A 16901-nucleotide genomic window follows, 5' to 3' on the forward strand; every position below is an offset into this window, starting at 1 on the left:
CTGATAAGGCGGAGTAAGGGATGGATAACCATGTTTTGCTTACAAATTATTTATCCAATTTAAAGGTTGATTTATTTATGGCTGATTACAATCTTTGTGGCCGTGACTGGAGAGATCTCGACTATACACCAGACTATAGTAAATTTTATTTTATTTGCGATGGGGAGGGGTGGTTAAAGATTGGAGATCGGGAATATTATCCGAAGCCTGGTCAGCTTTTTTTAATGCCTGAGGGAGCTAATCAATCTTATTCTTGCATAAGTGATCAACCCTTTGAGAAGTATTGGTGCCATTTCAGCGCAAAAGTCGGAGATATAAATCTATTCAATATGATAGAGTTAAGTCATGTATGCAGAGAAGTAGATCCTCATGTAATCCAAGAGATATTCAGTAGTCTAACGAGTCATATGAAATCTGATGCGGTGTATGCTCATTTGTTAGCGAAAAGTAAGTTAATGGAGTTATTTTCATATTATATTATGAACATAGATGTAGACGAAATCATCTTTAAGAATCCAAGCTCGATCGAAAAATTAACGAAAGTATTAACTTACATAGACGCTCATATCGAGCGTAATATCACCATACATGAGCTTGCAGAGATTGCGTACATGCATCCCAACTATTTTATCCGGCTATTTAAACAGCAAATCGGAGTTCCACCCATTCAGTATATAACCAGAAAAAAGATAACTAAGGCCAAGGAGCTATTGAGGAGCACGCAACGTTCTGTCGGTGAGATTGCCCATGATCTCGGTTTTAGTGATCTTTATTATTTCTCCAAACAGTTCAAAAAAAATGTTGGACTGAGTCCTTCGGAATTCAGACAAGGAACAGTAGTGCTGAAATAAATAGAACAAGGCCGTCTTGTTTGGTAGAAACCAACCAGAGACGGCCTTTTTAATAGAAGAAATTAGAGAAGAGAAAGGGTGAAGCGGAATGTATATGGGCGATTAGCCGGCAGAGTGAACTCTTCGTGGGTTGGTGCACCCCAGCTATCGTCACCCCCAACTCCCATTTGCTTGTAGTTGACTCTCAGTACGCTTTTGTTCGAGACTGGTAATTTATATACGTGATCATGTGCTTCCAATTCCTCGGGTTTCCAAGGCAGAGCATTAATTTCCATAGGGATTGCACTATCAAAATAAAGTCCTGATCCGTCGTTGCCATCTGTAATCGAAGCAAATCTGACATCCGTCTTATTGCCGCACTCCTGCGGTCTAAGATAAGGGATGAACTGGTCACTGACTTTGCCCGTATAGCGGCCAAGAGGTGCTCCAGTCTGTCTGTCCCAATAATTCTCATGGGGTCCACGGCCGTACCATGAAAGGGTATCGAGTCTTCCAGCAAGCACGAACATCATTCCGAACTCAGGAATTTCTGGCAGAGCGCTACTACCCGGATTCAGTTCTTGCAGGATCTCTAAAGATCCGTCAGGGCGAATCTCATACTGAATCAGAAGGGTGGAGTACGGATTCGTTGGCAGAAGGTAAGTGGTGGAAACGAAACAGAGATTTCCTTCAGTTCTATATTTCATGCTCAACAGATTCCGCTCATTAGAAGCCTGCTTCCACACTGCACAGCGCTTTGGCAATCCATTGCCAAGATCATTATCCGTGACCGCTCTCCAGAAGTTAGGTCTTACGGGTTCAAGCAGATGTTCTTTACCGGCAGCATAGTATGAGTTTAGCTCACCAGTTGTTGTATTAAAGTTTAGAGTGAAATTCCCACCCTGTACGGTCAATGCACCTTCATGTTCCTGCACATGTAACGTTCCATCCGTTGTCTTTGGAGCCTTTGTCACGATACGCGGGGATAAAATAAACTGTTCCCAAGCGATTTCGTGGTCAGCATCAGCCCAAGAAGTTTCTGAACGCTGAATAAAGGAGAGATTCAGAATAGCTTCATGATCACCTCTATGTGAAATCAGTTCATAAGGGATAGTGCATTCAACGATTTCTCCTGGTGCAGCAGAGATTTGCAGCAAACCTTCTTGCGCAGTTACTCCGTCTAAAGAAACTTCCCATTTAAGTTCGTATTGTTCAATATCGGTAAATAAAAAATTATTACGAATCTGAAAGAGACCTTCACGGATATTTAAAGCAGTTACTTTAATATTTTGATAGCATTTTTTGACCTCAAATAGCTTTGGAGTAACCGAGCGATCGGCAAAAAGTAATCCGTTTCCGCTAAAATTCCCATCATGTGGCGACTCACCAAAATCACCACCATATGCTAAATATGGGACACCTTCGGATGTTTTGGTTCGGATAGCCTGATCCACCCAATCCCAAATAAATGCACCTTGAAATACATCGTACTTGTCAAACATATCGGTGTATAGGTGTAATCCACCGCAAGAATTCCCCATAGCATGGCTGTATTCGCAGATGATGTAAGGCTTCTGAGGATGACTTAGCGCATATTTTTCAACATCGTGCGGTTTAGCATACATAGTCGACTCTATATCACTAGCTGCTTCTGACTCTCTGCAATGGAAGATTCCTTCATAATGAACAGGTCGTGTCGGGTCAGCTTCTCTGAGATAGTCATGCATGGCGATAAAATTATCACCACCGTAGGACTCATTCCCCAGTGACCAGATGATAACCGAAGGATGGTTTTTGTCTCTTTGCATCATGGAGTTGCAACGGTCAATCACATTGGCCCGCCATTCCGGTTTGCTAGCAGGTACATTTCCCTCATGTACACCTTGTTGCCCATACTGCCAAGTACCGTGCGTTTCCAGATTGGTTTCATCGATTACGTAAAGTCCGTATTCATCACAAAGCTCATACCAAACAGATTGATTCGGGTAGTGAGAGGTCCGAACCGCATTAATATTATGTGTTTTCATCAGTTTGATATCTCGGATCATGTCGTCTTTGGATAGCGCACGTCCTGTGTCACAAGAGAACTCGTGCCGGTTAACGCCTTTAAGTACAATTCTTTTGCCGTTGATCTTCATAAGTCCGTCTTTGATCTCAAAGGTACGGAATCCGACCTTACAGCTGACCGTTTCAGTAGTGTTTCCTTTATCGTCAATCATGGAGAGAACCAATGTATACAGATACGGTGTCTCAGCACTCCACTTATAAGGGTCTTCTACATGTTCAGAAAGCTTGAAATGCTGAACACCCTCTTGATCAAAGGAAGTAAACGTAGATACTGGAGCCTCCCATACAGGCTGATCCTCTTTATTGTATAGCTGCATTTGGAGTGTATAAGGGTTTAGTTTCTCGTTAAAATAATTCTCTACTTTGATGTCTACGTTTAAATCCGCATGTACGAAAGCTTCATCTAGCTCGGTTTTAACGAAAAAATCAGCAACATGAACAGAAGGGGCCGTGTACAGATAGACCTCCCGAAAAATACCGCTAAGCCGCCAAAAATCTTGATCCTCCAGCCAACTGGCATCACACCAACGATAGACCTCGACAGCTAGTTTATTATCACCAGCAATTAAATAAGGGGTAATATCGAACTCGGAAGGTGTAAAGGTGTCTTCACAGTAACCGACCCGTTCTCCGTTTACCCATACATAGAAAGCGGATTCAACCCCCTGAAAGCTAAGGTATACAGGCTGACCGTTCCAAGATTCAGGTACAGTAAAGGTTCGGATGTACGAGCCTACGGGATTATATTTTGTCGGAGCAAAGGGGGGCTTGAGATCAGGTTCAGATTCCGCCCAAGGATATCGGACATTCGTATATTGCGGGTAATCATACCCATGGAATTGCCAATGAGAAGGTACAGGAATCGTAGCCCAATTGCTGCAATCGAAATCAGCTTTATAAAAATCCACGACCCGTAGATCAGGTGTTTCGGAAAAAGAGAACTTCCAAATACCATTAAGCGTTTTGTAGTATGGCGAGGTTTCTTTATCTCCCACCAGGGCTTGCGTTAGATTGCTATAAGGGATCATGGAAGCATGTGCATCCAAGCGATTTAGTTCGAAGATTTCCGGATTATTATTCCATTCTGGATAACCGTTTGCAGGAGGCTGGTAAACAAATTTTGCTCGCATGAGTAAATCTCCTTTATAATAGTGATGTTATTATATTCATATTATAAATTGGAGTAATGGTAAGAGATATAAAATATTTTTCATCCAATGTAACAAAATATGAAACGAGTGATCAGATGGAGAGTAAAATAATCTTTTGCCAAACGGAAGATACGAATATGCTGCCGCTGTATGCTACAACCATTGGATTTTGGGAGCATCAGGCAGAAACCTTACGTCCTACCGGATTTCCGGATTACCAAATACATCAGATTCACGAAGGCAAAGGCGAACTTGTCATTCAGGAGAAACGATATATTGTGGGTTCAGGGGATGTATTCTTTTTATTCCCGAATATTACGCATTCGTATGCGCCAATCAGCAGTAAGTGGAAGCTGTCATGGATTTCATTTAATGGTAGAGAGGCCGGTCAAATGCTGCTGTACGCAGGAATCCGCGAATCAGGCCCTGCAAGGTTGAAGGAGGATAAGTGGCTAAATCCTTTAAAAGAAATGCTCAACTTGTCAGATAGTAATGAACTGGAAACGAATCTGGAACGATCCAAACAACTATACGCGCTGCTACTGGATTTAAAAAGCAATCTAGTTTCTCCTCTAAACGAGGCTCTTGAATTGGAGCGAATTAAACCGGTGTTGCGACATATAGAAAGGAATCTTCATAGGACCCTCCCATTAAAGGAACTTGCGGAGGTTATTGCAGTGTCGCCACAGTATTTATGCAGGCTTTTTCAAAAAACAATTCATGATCGACCTGTAACCTATATCAACAAGCAACGTATTAACTTGAGTAAACAGCTAATGTTCAATGAACGAGATAAAAAAATGTATGAAATTGCTCAGTTAGTGGGCTTCGAAAATGCCAGCTACTTTTGTCTAGTATTTAAGCGGTTGACTGGAATGAGTCCAGAGCAATTTAAACAGCTGCATGGTTTGGACTAGAGTAATAGAATGCCTCTAAGCCCTATGATAAACGCTTACTTGTTAGCGTCTAGCACTCCATGATATAGTTTAATTGAGTTCATATATTGTATTTTTCACGAATTCGCTCATTTTTTTGCAATATGTGTATGTCCAATCTAATTCAATACATAGAACCAAATTTACGATCAGATATCTAGCAAAGCATCAGGAAGGAGTCATCAATTTGAATGAGAAGTTAAAAGAGGCATACGAACGTTTGGACTTGCCTGTAGACATTACCCGGGAGGAATTGAATAAAAAGTTTGATTTGCACTTGAAACGCCGTAAATCAAATTCCTCAGAAACTGAGGCTGCAGCCTATGAAGAAGAATTTCTGGCTTACAAAACGATCTTAGACGGCTTAGATCAGCAGGAAATTCAGGAGGCAGAGGACAAGCGGCTAGAGAAATGGGGAGCATTTTCCGGCATAGCGCGTAAATCGGAGAATTTTTTTAGGCTATACAAAGTCCATACATTTGTATCTATCGTTGTGCTGTTAGTGCTAATCTTTGGAGGTAACGCTCTTTATAATCAATATCAAGCCAAAAAATATGAAGCTTCACTCCCGCCAGTGGATGTAACTATCATGTTCCTAGGAAACTATGAATCTCAAGATCCATCAGGTAAGGATGAAGAGCTTAAACAAGAGATCGTCAATCGTTATCCAGCTTGGAAGCGGGTAAAGACGGAAGTCGTATACCTTCCCTCAACAGGTGGAGAAGGTGGAGGCGCGTTAGACATGACTTATATCCAGCGCGCGATGGCGATGCTGGCGGCGGATCGTCCGAATATTCTTATTTTGGATGATGCTACTTTTGATTGGATCGGACAACAGCAGGGACTTAAGAATCTAGAGCCGTTTGTTAAATCAGCGGGACTTCCTCTAGATGATATTCGTTTGAAACGTATAAAAAATACGGAGAACGGTAAAGAATGGATCACAGGCGTAGATATCACAGATACGAAATTTGCTACAGACCTTCCAATTCATTCACGGAAGATGATCATTGGGGTGTTTGGAGAAGATGAAGATAAGAACAAATCAACTGATTTTGTTGAGTTCTTAGTAGGGCAAATGACTGCTAAATAAATGAGTAGGTATAAATGGACCTGTGTTATAAAGGCCGATGTTGTATGGATTCTCATACGATATCGGCTTTTTTGTTGTACATTCAAAGCATCTGAATTGACGAATGTGAAGTGAACTCACTATAATTATTTATATAGATATGAACTAAGTAATATAAATATAAACTAAACTGAATTTTACAAGGGAGTGATGAAAGAATGAAGAAAGAAGGAACTCTGACAATACATACACAGAAGCGTGGTGCAGCATTAGGTGATTTATTTGGAATCTTCTTTGAGGATTTAAATCATGCGGCAGATGGTGGACTTTATGCTGAGCTAGTTCAGAATCGATCCTTTGAATTTGATCCGATAGATCGGGCCGATTATCATGCGTTAATGGCTTGGGAGCCTGTAGAACGTGGAGATGGGAAAACTGTAATCACCGTGGAAGATAGCGAGCCCTTGAATGATCGTAATCCACATTATGTAGCCATTGATGTTGTGGCTGAAGGTGACGGCGTTGGGTTAATGAATCTGGGATTCAATAGTGGTATTCCGGTAAAAGAGGGCGAGAATTATAAGTTCTCGGTATATGCTCGTCGGGAGACAAGCTTTGACGTACCCCTTATCATATCCATTGAAAGTACAAATGGTATCATTCATGGTGGAGCGGAAATCGCTGTGAATCACTCCGAATGGACTCGATACGAAGCAGTTATTAAGTCTAAGGCTACAGATACTAGTTCACGTCTTGTAATCGTTACCAAAGGCAGCGGGAGGGTATATCTGGACATGGTTTCTCTGTTTCCGGAGAAGACCTTTATGAACAGACCTGGGGGCATGCGTGAAGATATTTCACTGTTACTCGCCGACTTAAAGCCTAAATTCATGCGGTTTCCGGGAGGTTGTCTGGTACATGACGGTTCCTTAAATCCAGATGACAGAGATTCTATGTACAGATGGAAGAATACATTAGGGGATGTGGCACAAAGGCCGGCAAGGCGGAATAACTGGTCCTACAATCAGACGCTTGGGTTAGGATACTTTGAATATTTTCAGTTCTGTGAGGATATTGGAGCTAAGCCGATTCCCGTTCTTCCGGGCGGCTACGATCCGCATCATAAACGTATGGTGCCGCTGGGTGAATTAATGCCCTGGGTTGAGGATGCACTGGATTTGATCGACTTTGCCAATGGGGACATTTCATCGAAGTGGGGAAGGATACGTGCGAACCTTGGTCACCCGGAACCTTTTGGGCTAGAGTATATCGGCATCGGCAATGAAGAGGTAGGTGCACCCTTTTTCGAGCGATATCCATACTTTCATCAAGCCATTAAAGAGAAATATCCGGATATTAAGGTCATTAATTCGAGCGGTCCATTCTCTGCTGGTAAGGAATATGATCGGGGCTGGACATCTGCAAAAGAGAATAGGTCTGATCTTGTAGACGAGCATTATTACTGTACACCTGAATGGTTCCTGGCGAATCATCATCGTTATGATGACTTTAAGGCGGATGAACCGAAAGTATTCTTAGGTGAATATGCTTCATGGGGCAATACCTATTATAACGCATTAGTGGAAGCGGCTTTTATGACGGGACTTCAGAACAACGCTCATGCGGTTGGTTTGGCATGTTATGCTCCTATGCTCTGCAATGTGGATTATATCAACTGGAAGCCGGATCTTATCTGGTTTAATAATCATGAAGTGTACGGAACTGCGAACTACTATGTTCAAAAGCTATTCATGAACCATCAGGGAGATCAGCTACTGGAGATAAAAGCGAACGGCTTCACAGTACCTGAGGAACGCAAAGTTGAAGCGATCACAGGAGCGATTAGCTTGGGTGTGGATGCATCCGCTGCTCGATATTCAGAAATCACACTGGTCAACAATGTTACGGGAGAAGTGAAGACGTATTCTGAGTTGTCAGAAGAAGTATCAAACCTGCTTGATCCTGCTCAGAACGGAACGGCCAAACGAACACTAGAGCTTGGAGAGACGGAGTGGGAGAGCTATACCTTGAATTTTAAGGCTACTAGAACCGCAGGGAATAAAGGGTTTGTGTTCTATTTTGGTAAAGCAGATGATCAGAATCATTTGTATTGGGAACTAGGTGGCTGGCAGAATCAGGATTCCATTGTGGCATCAATTATTAACGGGAGAAACTCTGTGCTTACACATTCTATGTTTACAGTTGAAACAGACGTAGAATACGATCTGAAGCTAGAAGTATCAGGCAGACATATTCGTACTTATATTAACGGAGAGCTGATCAATGAGACGGAGGACAAACTTCCGATCATCGAACCGCTGTATTACACAGCAAGTGTGGAGGATTCCACAGGGGATATCATTCTTAAGACAGTGAATGTACAAGAGAACAGCGTTTCTGCAGAGATTATATTAGAAGAGATGGCAAAAAAGGACTTGTCCATCGAAGTATATGAACTGTCAGATTACCAGCTTGAGGATGAAAATAACTTCGAGAATAAAGAGTTTGTCTCTCCTAAGCAAACCAATTTTACGACGATGGTCAGCAGTTTTTCTTATGAGTTCCCTAAACAATCTGTAACGATTTTTAGAATAAAATAAAAACTAAAAACGCCCCTCTGAATCCTTAGTGTTAAAAAGGTTCAAAGGGGCGTTTATGTCCGGTTGTATAGCTGTTCACCCACAGACGATCACATTCTAGGATATTCTAAGTCATGATAGGTGCAATATCATTAATAGCTGGCCGACGCAGACCATCTTTACACGGTTCACAGGTTTTAGTAATGTAATGAGACAGCAGCCACGACCAGTGTTCTTCTAGTGTGTATACATCTTCGAAATCTAATTTTCTTCTTGCTCTTTTTCTTAGCTTGAATATAATCACAGGTAGTAGCTACACTGCATCCATACTTATCTCGCTTATGTTAAATTAATGATTAATATTATTGTTAACTAAGAAATGTGATTTGTGAATACATAAAAATACTAATTCAAAGGCATAGGAGACAATAAAATGCACTTAACTACAGATACAGAATCGCTTCGAGTCTATGAAGCACTTGCAAGTGAAGTCAGGTTAAGGATTATCGAACTACTAGACCGAAAAGAGATGCATATTAAAGAACTGGCTGCCGAGCTCTATATAAGTAGTGCGATGGTTAGCACCCATGTTGCCAAGCTGCAAAAAGCAGGCCTGATTAACTCTAAAATGAGACGTGTGGATGGAGGGACATATAAGTACTGCTCACTGTCTACGAACTGCCTGCAGATTAAATTATCAGGATCTCGGGGAATCTGCTAATCAGATATTGTAAATGATACGAAATAGAGAATTAATAAAAATAAAAAAAAATATTGTAATGAAAACGTTTTTATGATATTTTAAATTTATAAAAACGTTTTTATTTGTAAAGGAAGATTGAATCGTTATGGAAAAGGTAACTATCAAAGACGTTGCTAGAGAGGCTGGAGTGTCCATTTCTACAGTTTCCAACGCACTAAATGACGTTGATGTATTAAATCCGGAGACCAAATCACATGTGCTTAAGGTCGCGAAGCAATTAAATTATGTTCCAAACCTAAATGGCAAGCTCTTAAGAAACGGAAAAACTAAAATGCTAGGTTTTTTCACGACAAGTGTAGCGGGCCCGTACTTCTATAAGCTGGTGGAGTCCATGTCTCGTGAATGTGATCGGTTAGGTTATGGTTTAAATGTATTTGTTACAAAAGATAAACAAGTAATTATGAGCAATATTCTAGGCCGACGTGTGGATGGTGTCATTATCTACGAAGAGCTGAGAATAGATGAAGAAGAAATTGCCGCAATGGTGAAAGACAAGATCAAGGCTGTGTTTCTGGATCGACCACTTAAGAATGAAACGATGGGAAGCGTAATCTTTAATTCGTTTGAATCTGCTTACGAAGCAACTAAATATTTAATCAGTCTGGGACACAAGAAAATTGCTTACATATCTGGTGTAGATGAGATGTATGACAGTGTTCAGCGGAAAGAAGGATACTTGGCCGCCTTGCGTCAATATCAGCTTCCGACGAACGAAGAGTATATTATACAAGGATATTTTGAGGAAGAGAGCACCTATAACGCTATAAAGTCTCTAGTTCATTTAAGTCCTGAAAAAATGCCTGATGCTTTTTTAGCGGGGAATGATTTGAGCGCCATTGGATGTATTCAAGCTTTGAAATCGAATGGATATGAAGTCCCGTTAGATATAAGCGTTATGGGGTTTGACGATATTGATATCGCGCAGTATTTCTCACCGCCATTAACGACGGTTAGAAATCAAATTGCCAGACAAGGTATTCTATCCATAAATCACCTGGTTCGCATGATTCAGAAGAAGGAACAGGGCGAAATGATGAAATTGCCAGGTGAACTAATTGTACGTGGTTCTACTCAAGTGAAGATTGATCGGTACTAACGCTTTCAAGAAGGGCAACAAGATAGTATCCGATCATTTTTAAATATAAGAAAGTATAAGTTTGCACCTATACTTTATAACTTATATTTCTCGCTTAAACGCATATCGTCCTGATAAGGACACTGAAGGCGTTTATGCTTGATAATTTTATTGCTTTTAGGAGGTTTTTTTTAAAAAGAAATAAAAACGTTTTTATTGTTATGGGGATCATGATTTGGAGGGGAGAAGAAAAACGTGGATAAATTAGCCGTAGTGCCAGTGAACGGGAAGAATCCAATGAACAGTAAGAAACCTATGGGACAGAGGGTCAAAGAATTTGTGATTGATTATAAGAGGCAATGGGAGATTCAGTCCATGGTCATCCCGGGAATCATTTTTATGATTATCTTTTGTTTCATTCCTATTTACGGATTAACGATTGCTTTTAAGAGCTACACCGTAATAGACACGCTCGATTCTGCACCTTGGGTGGGGCTTGATAATTTCAGAATTATTTTATCAGACAAATATTTTTGGGATGCTGTAGTCAATACCTTGGGGATCAGCTTTCTGAAATTAGCTATAGGTTTTGTTATTCCAATTATTCTATCCGTCATGATTTATGAATTAAGCGGTGGACGCTTTAAGAAAATAGTACAAACAATCTCTTATTTACCACACTTTTTGTCCTGGATCGTTCTGGGCGGGATGTTGATTGCTTGGTTCTCTTCCTCCGGTATGTTTAATGAAATCCTGCTCAATTTGGGGATCATTTCGAAACCGGTAAATATCTTGCTTGATGCGAACAAGTATTGGTGGATTGCAACGTTATCTGATATTTGGAAAGAGGCAGGTTGGGGAACGATTTTATACTTAGCCATCATGTCCAAAATTGATCCTACGTATTATGAAGCTGCCAAAATAGATGGGGCAAGTCGTATGAGGCAAATTTGGAATATTACCCTACCTAACATGAAGCCGATTATCAGCTTAAATTTGATTCTAACTGTAAGCGGTTTATTAGGATCGAATCTGGATCAAACCTTGGTCTTGATGAATTCTCAGAACCGTGCCAAAGCAGAGGTAATCAATTCTTATGTGTATCGTATGGGTATGACGCAAGGTGACTTCTCTTATGCTACTGCTGTTGGTTTAGGTGTCTCCATTGTTTCTGTGATCCTACTGATTAGTGCCAACAAAGTGTCCAGCAAATTAAATGATAATCAATCAGTTCTGTAGAAGGAGGCATTTTTGTGAATCGTACGGTAGCTAAAGAAGATCTCGACAGTCGAATCTTTAACACTATAAATATTATTTTACTCTGTATCTGTACTGTAATTATCGTTGTTCCTTTATGGAATGTGGTCATATCCTCCTTAAGCTCAGGTAAAGCGCTCGCGGAAGGTGGATTTATATTCTGGTCTACTGATTTCTCCTTAGAGAATTACCGCGCAGTATTTAATGACGAGACGATAGGATTAGCCTTTCTAGTCTCCATTGCCAAAACGTTCATCGGTGTCATTACCCACGTATTCTTTTGCGCGATGATCGGTTATGGCTTGAGTAAAAAATACATACGTGGCCGCAAGCTATACGTTGCCATGGGTGTAATCACCATGTTCTTCTCAGGTGGTATGATTCCAACCTATTTACTGATTAAATCACTCGGTCTATTGAACAGCTTTTGGGTTTATATTATCCCAGCCTTGTTCAGTTATTATGACGTAGTTATTCTAATGAACTTCTTTAGAAACGTACCGGATTCACTTGAAGAGTCGGCCAAAATCGATGGTGCAGGTGACTGGCGTATATTCCTGAAGATTTTTATCCCTCTTTCCATGCCGGCTATGGCTACGATCGCGTTATTTAACGGGGTTGGGCAGTGGAATGACTTTATGACTACCAAATTATACATTACCGATCAAGCACTGTATCCGCTGCAGATGAAGCTCTATGAAATTATCGTTCAGTCGCAAACGCAATCCATGCAAAATGTCGGCGGATCTGCGATTATCGAAACTACTACTAAAGGGGTTCAACTAGCAACAATTGTCATTACAACTTTGCCGATTGTTGTGATGTATCCAATATTACAGAGGTACTTTATTTCAGGAATGATGATGGGGGCGGTGAAAGAATAGAAAGATTGGAGGGATTTTATAACAAACACTTATGTACGAAATGATCCATCGGAAGTGTAGCTTGTACTATCAAATCTACACTTCCGTTACTACCAAAACTTTTTTAGGGGGAAACAAGGGATGAACAAAGCATTTGGGAAAAAAGGACTCAAACTTTGTACTGCGCTTATGGCTGTTGTATTGGTATTTACGGGTTGTGGATCGAAGGGTAGTTCTGATAACTCCAGCAAAGAATTAAGCTCCATTGAAGGGCGATATACAATTGACCCGGAAACACCAGCTTGGAAGCTTGATAAAAAAGAAGAAACTACGGATCTCACTTGGTATGTAAATGCGGATTGGTGGAACACAGACTTTGGTAAGGACCTCGTTACTAAAAAGATTAAAGAGGACCTGAACATCAATATTAAATTCATTACTGGGGACGACACGAAGTTAAATACTATTTTTGCCGGTGGCGAAATGCCGGATATGCTGACTATCTTTGATTCGAACTCACCAGTGGTACAAAAAGCCGCAACTTGGGCATTGCCTTTGAATGATCTGGCGGATAAATATGATCCTTATTTCAATAAAGTAGCAGCAAAAGATACGATGAACTGGTTCCAATTAACAGACGGTAAGACTTATGGCTATCCTAACTATTCTAATACGCAAAACGATTTTGACAGCGGTAACATTCCTGCTAAAACGGCATTTGTAATCCGCAAGGATGTTTACGAAGCGATAGGAAAACCAAGCATTGGAACTCCTGAAGAATTTAAGAGTGTTATGCAGCAAATCAAAAAGCAATTCCCGGCAATGATTCCTTTTGGTTTTAACTCTATTGGCACAGGCACTGGTTCTTTGGGAGATGTTCTTCAGGATTTCATCGGCGTACCGATGGAAACCGAAAATGGTGAATTCTACAACCGTAACCTAGATGAGGATTATCTGACTTGGTTGAAAACATTAAATGAAGTCTACAGAAATGGTGACATCAGCGATGACAGCTTTGCAGATGACGGGACGGCTTTTGAAGAAAAATTGAAGTCCGGTAAATATGCAACGCTGATGCTCGATGGAACACCTCAACAAAGTGGTAACCTGCAAATCTTCATGACTGAAAATCCAGACAAAGAATATATCGCTATTGATGGACCGCAAAGCACAGTTGGACATGAGCCAACGTTGAATCAGTCAGGAATTACAGGCTGGATGATCACCTATGTCACTAAAAAGGCTAAGGACCCTGCCAAAGCGATTCAGATCTACACTTATCTATTGAGTGAAGAAGGACAAAAGCTTATGAACTATGGTATTGAAGGGGAAACCTATAAGGTTAACGAAGCGGGTAAAATTGAATTTTTACCTGAAATCAAAGATCTTCAATTGAATAATGCCGATAAATTTAAAAAGGATTACCGGATGGGCGAATTTATGTTCTTTGGACATGACCGCGATAAAGCTCTAAGTAATGACGCATTCGCAGATTCTATTAAACAAATGCAAGAGTGGGGTAAAGGAAAGCTGAAACCACACTTTATTCTTGAAAATATCAACCCGGCTCAAGGAACGCCTGAAGCTCGTAGCCTATCTGCAATCGATACAAATTGGAACACTACGCTTGTGAGTATGATTCGTGCTAAGGATGAAGCAACATTTGATAGCACCTTGGCTGCTTACAAATCATTCTTGAAGGATAACAACTGGGATAAGATCGCAGAAATTCGCACTGAAAAAATGAAGAGCAACAAAGAAAAATTAGGTCTTAAATAAGTAAAAGGCTGGATGGGGCCCCTTTACCGGGGCCTTATCATACAGAAACATAGCAAAATATATAGAAAAGTGGAGGGAAACAACATGACAAAACTTAAAATTTATCAATCTACAGGGGAAAATGAATTGTTCGTAGAGCAAACGCTAGAACAATTGACTCCAATGGCTTCAGATGAGCCGGTCACTACTGTAAACCTCGATGAGAATCAAACCTTTCAGGAAATGGATGGCTTTGGGGCATCCTTTACGGATTCATCCGCCTACTTGATTAACCAAGTCCTGAATAATGAACAGAAAAAAGAAGTCATGAGCAAGCTTTTTGATTCCCAAGATGGAATTGGCTTGTCCGTATTAAGAAATCCAATGGGAGCATCGGATTATGCTAGAGATATTTATAGCTATGACGATATGCCTGCTCAGGAAACCGATACAGAATTAACTCATTTCTCCATCGCACATGATGAAGCTGATATTATCCCTTTGTTACAACAAGCACTGGAACTTAACCCTGAGATCAAGCTGATGGCTTCACCTTGGAGTGCACCAGGCTGGATGAAGACTAGCGGATCGATGATCGCCGGTGAACTTAAACAAGAATATTACCAGGCTTATGCCGATTATTTTGTACGATACATTCAAGCATTTGAAAAGCATGGTCTGCCAACTTATGCGGTAACCCCGCAGAACGAGCCTCTTTTTGAACCAAAGCACTATCCTAGTATGTTAATGTTGCCAGAGGCGCAAAGAGATTTCATTAAAAATTATTTGAAGCCTAGCTTCGTGAAAAACAACATCCATACAAAAATTCTCTGCTATGATCACAACTGGGATCGTCCGGATTATCCACTCACGGTGCTCGATTATGCGAAAGATGAAGTGGACGGTGTTGCCTGGCACTGGTATGGCGGGAATGCGTCAGCACAATCAGAGGTGCTGAAAGCTTTCGCGGATAAAGAAGTGCATTTCACAGAAGGTTCTGGTGGCGAATGGATTCCTCCGTTTGAACAAGCCTTCTCGAATGTAATGAGAACAGGGATTGATATTCTTAGAAACCATAGTAAATCCTTTGTCTTGTGGAATATGGCCTTAGATGAGAAGAACGGTCCAACTGTACCGGGCTTTGGTAAAAGTACTTGTCGCGGTATTGTGACGGTCAACCAAGAGACTAAGGAACTTACGTATACACTGGACTACTATGCACTGGCACACTTCAGCAAATTCATTCGCCCTATGGCTGTACGTATTGACGCTTCCACTAATCAAGAAGTGATTCGTTCCGTAGCTTTTAAGAATACAGATCACTCTATTGCGGTTGTTCTGTTCAACGATAGTGAAAAGGCTGAGAATGTAGCTGTGAAATTGCAGGGTAAGGATGATTTATCGTTCCGTTTAGGCTCTAAAAGTGCTTTATCTATTTTAATTAAATAATATGTGTATGAAGTGCTCGAATTTAGATTCGAGTACTTTTTTTTGCCGAAAAATGCATAAAAAATCAGTGTTCGTGAATCTTAAACGCATACCTATAGCGAGGAGATATGAGCATTGAATAGAAGGTTTGTGCTGACGCTGCTAGTTCTGTGTTTGATGATTACTGGTGGCTCTAGTATTTATGCGGTTAAAAGTATGCTACCTGTAAAGAGTGAAACAACCAAATGGGCAGTGGAGCTCCATAAAAGTAAACTGCCTTCGCCACAGCCGGAAAAATATAAGAGCTACGAGCTATTAGTCACAAATTTGAGTGAAGATACGATAGATGTAACCTTTGAGTTGTATCGACCAGTACAAGACGCTAATCAGGAACAAATCATCTTAGCTGATCCATTTAGCTATGATATGAGACCGAATGAGACGGTTAGCTTTAGTCAATTTTTTATAAAGAGTGGGGCAAAAGAACTGGAAGTCGTTCTCTCGTGGAATGATCAGAATAGACGTAAGCATAAGCAAAGTATTAAGTTTGCGAATTTTGAATAATCAATCATTGGAACGCTAAATATTACAGGGTATATTCCTATGGAATATGCCCTTGTTGGTTTGCTCCATCCCTTGTTTTACTCTATAATGTGCTTTATATAATTGCAGTTGAAAGGGGAGATGGGGCATGAGTACAGCTAATCGTGGAGTGAACATCGGACCTCCCCGTTTTAAAATAGCGGTACATTCGATCGTTTGGCTGGCTAAAAGCGGGAGCATCCTATCTAGTGCAATGATTGCAAGCCAAGTCAATTCACACGCAACCTTTATGCGTAGAGTGATGCAGTCTTTGGCAACTGTGGGAATCGTGGAGTCCAAAGGTGGAAGAGAAGGCGGGTACGTTCTTCTGAAATCTGCCGATGAGATTACACTGGGAGAGATTTATGAAGCAGTTAGTACAACGACGGAGGAGTTAGAAGTGGATATGGCCTGTGGAGCAAGTGCTTTGCTCGATGTAGAGCTTGAAAAAATTCTCCAGGAGACAGAACAACGGACCATTCAATATTTACGCCAATATACGATTACTAATGTGATGGAGCGGGTAGAGTTTTTTTCTTAA

Annotated in this window: 13 protein-coding genes; 12 read left to right on the top strand and 1 reads right to left on the bottom strand. The window is 40.8% G+C overall.

Going from position 1 to position 16901, the window contains the following annotated elements; translation table 11 throughout:
- Positions 1–20: 20 nt before the first annotated feature.
- A complete protein-coding gene (locus MKX41_RS04205) occupies positions 21–851 on the top strand; it encodes an AraC family transcriptional regulator (protein WP_340968843.1) in 831 nt (276 codons plus the stop codon).
- A 62-nt stretch (positions 852–913) separates the two neighbouring features.
- Here the strand turns inward: MKX41_RS04205 and MKX41_RS04210 are convergent, their stop codons facing one another.
- A complete protein-coding gene (locus MKX41_RS04210; RefSeq protein WP_340968844.1) occupies positions 914–4027 on the bottom strand; it encodes a glycoside hydrolase family 2 TIM barrel-domain containing protein in 3114 nt (1037 codons plus the stop codon).
- A gap of 116 nt (positions 4028–4143) precedes the next feature.
- Between MKX41_RS04210 and MKX41_RS04215 the strand changes: the two genes are divergently transcribed.
- From MKX41_RS04215 to MKX41_RS04265, 11 genes are all read left to right on the top strand, one after another.
- Complete coding sequence (locus MKX41_RS04215) at positions 4144–4965, top strand: AraC family transcriptional regulator (protein ID WP_042193672.1); 822 nt, start codon at positions 4144–4146, stop codon at positions 4963–4965.
- Positions 4966–5170: 205 nt separating this feature from the next.
- Positions 5171–6076, top strand: a complete 906-nt coding sequence (locus tag MKX41_RS04220) for a hypothetical protein (RefSeq protein ID WP_340968846.1) — start codon at positions 5171–5173, stop codon at positions 6074–6076.
- Positions 6077–6273: 197 nt separating this feature from the next.
- Complete coding sequence (locus tag MKX41_RS04225; RefSeq protein WP_340968847.1) at positions 6274–8655, top strand: alpha-L-arabinofuranosidase C-terminal domain-containing protein; 2382 nt, start codon at positions 6274–6276, stop codon at positions 8653–8655.
- A 412-nt stretch (positions 8656–9067) separates the two neighbouring features.
- On the top strand, positions 9068–9355 hold the full coding sequence (locus MKX41_RS04230) for an ArsR/SmtB family transcription factor (RefSeq protein WP_081382732.1): 288 nt from the start codon (positions 9068–9070) through the stop codon (positions 9353–9355).
- Positions 9356–9482: 127 nt separating this feature from the next.
- Positions 9483–10493, top strand: a complete 1011-nt coding sequence (locus MKX41_RS04235) for a LacI family DNA-binding transcriptional regulator (RefSeq protein ID WP_042187045.1) — start codon at positions 9483–9485, stop codon at positions 10491–10493.
- A gap of 276 nt (positions 10494–10769) precedes the next feature.
- Positions 10770–11711, top strand: coding sequence for an ABC transporter permease (locus MKX41_RS04240; protein ID WP_042193674.1), 942 nt, complete (start codon positions 10770–10772; stop codon positions 11709–11711).
- Positions 11712–11725: 14 nt separating this feature from the next.
- A complete protein-coding gene (locus tag MKX41_RS04245; RefSeq protein WP_042187049.1) occupies positions 11726–12613 on the top strand; it encodes a carbohydrate ABC transporter permease in 888 nt (295 codons plus the stop codon).
- A 120-nt stretch (positions 12614–12733) separates the two neighbouring features.
- Positions 12734–14371 (top strand): sugar ABC transporter substrate-binding protein, encoded by a 1638-nt coding sequence (locus MKX41_RS04250; protein ID WP_340968848.1) that lies wholly within the window; start codon positions 12734–12736, stop codon positions 14369–14371.
- 84 nt (positions 14372–14455) lie between these two features.
- Complete coding sequence (locus MKX41_RS04255) at positions 14456–15799, top strand: glycoside hydrolase family 30 protein (RefSeq protein ID WP_340968850.1); 1344 nt, start codon at positions 14456–14458, stop codon at positions 15797–15799.
- 114 nt (positions 15800–15913) lie between these two features.
- On the top strand, positions 15914–16342 hold the full coding sequence (locus MKX41_RS04260; protein ID WP_076283059.1) for a hypothetical protein: 429 nt from the start codon (positions 15914–15916) through the stop codon (positions 16340–16342).
- A 127-nt stretch (positions 16343–16469) separates the two neighbouring features.
- Complete coding sequence (locus tag MKX41_RS04265; RefSeq protein WP_340968852.1) at positions 16470–16901, top strand: RrF2 family transcriptional regulator; 432 nt, start codon at positions 16470–16472, stop codon at positions 16899–16901.

It is taken from the genome of Paenibacillus sp. FSL R5-0475, from assembly GCF_038004585.1.
In the GTDB taxonomy this organism is placed as follows: domain Bacteria; phylum Bacillota; class Bacilli; order Paenibacillales; family Paenibacillaceae; genus Paenibacillus_AQ.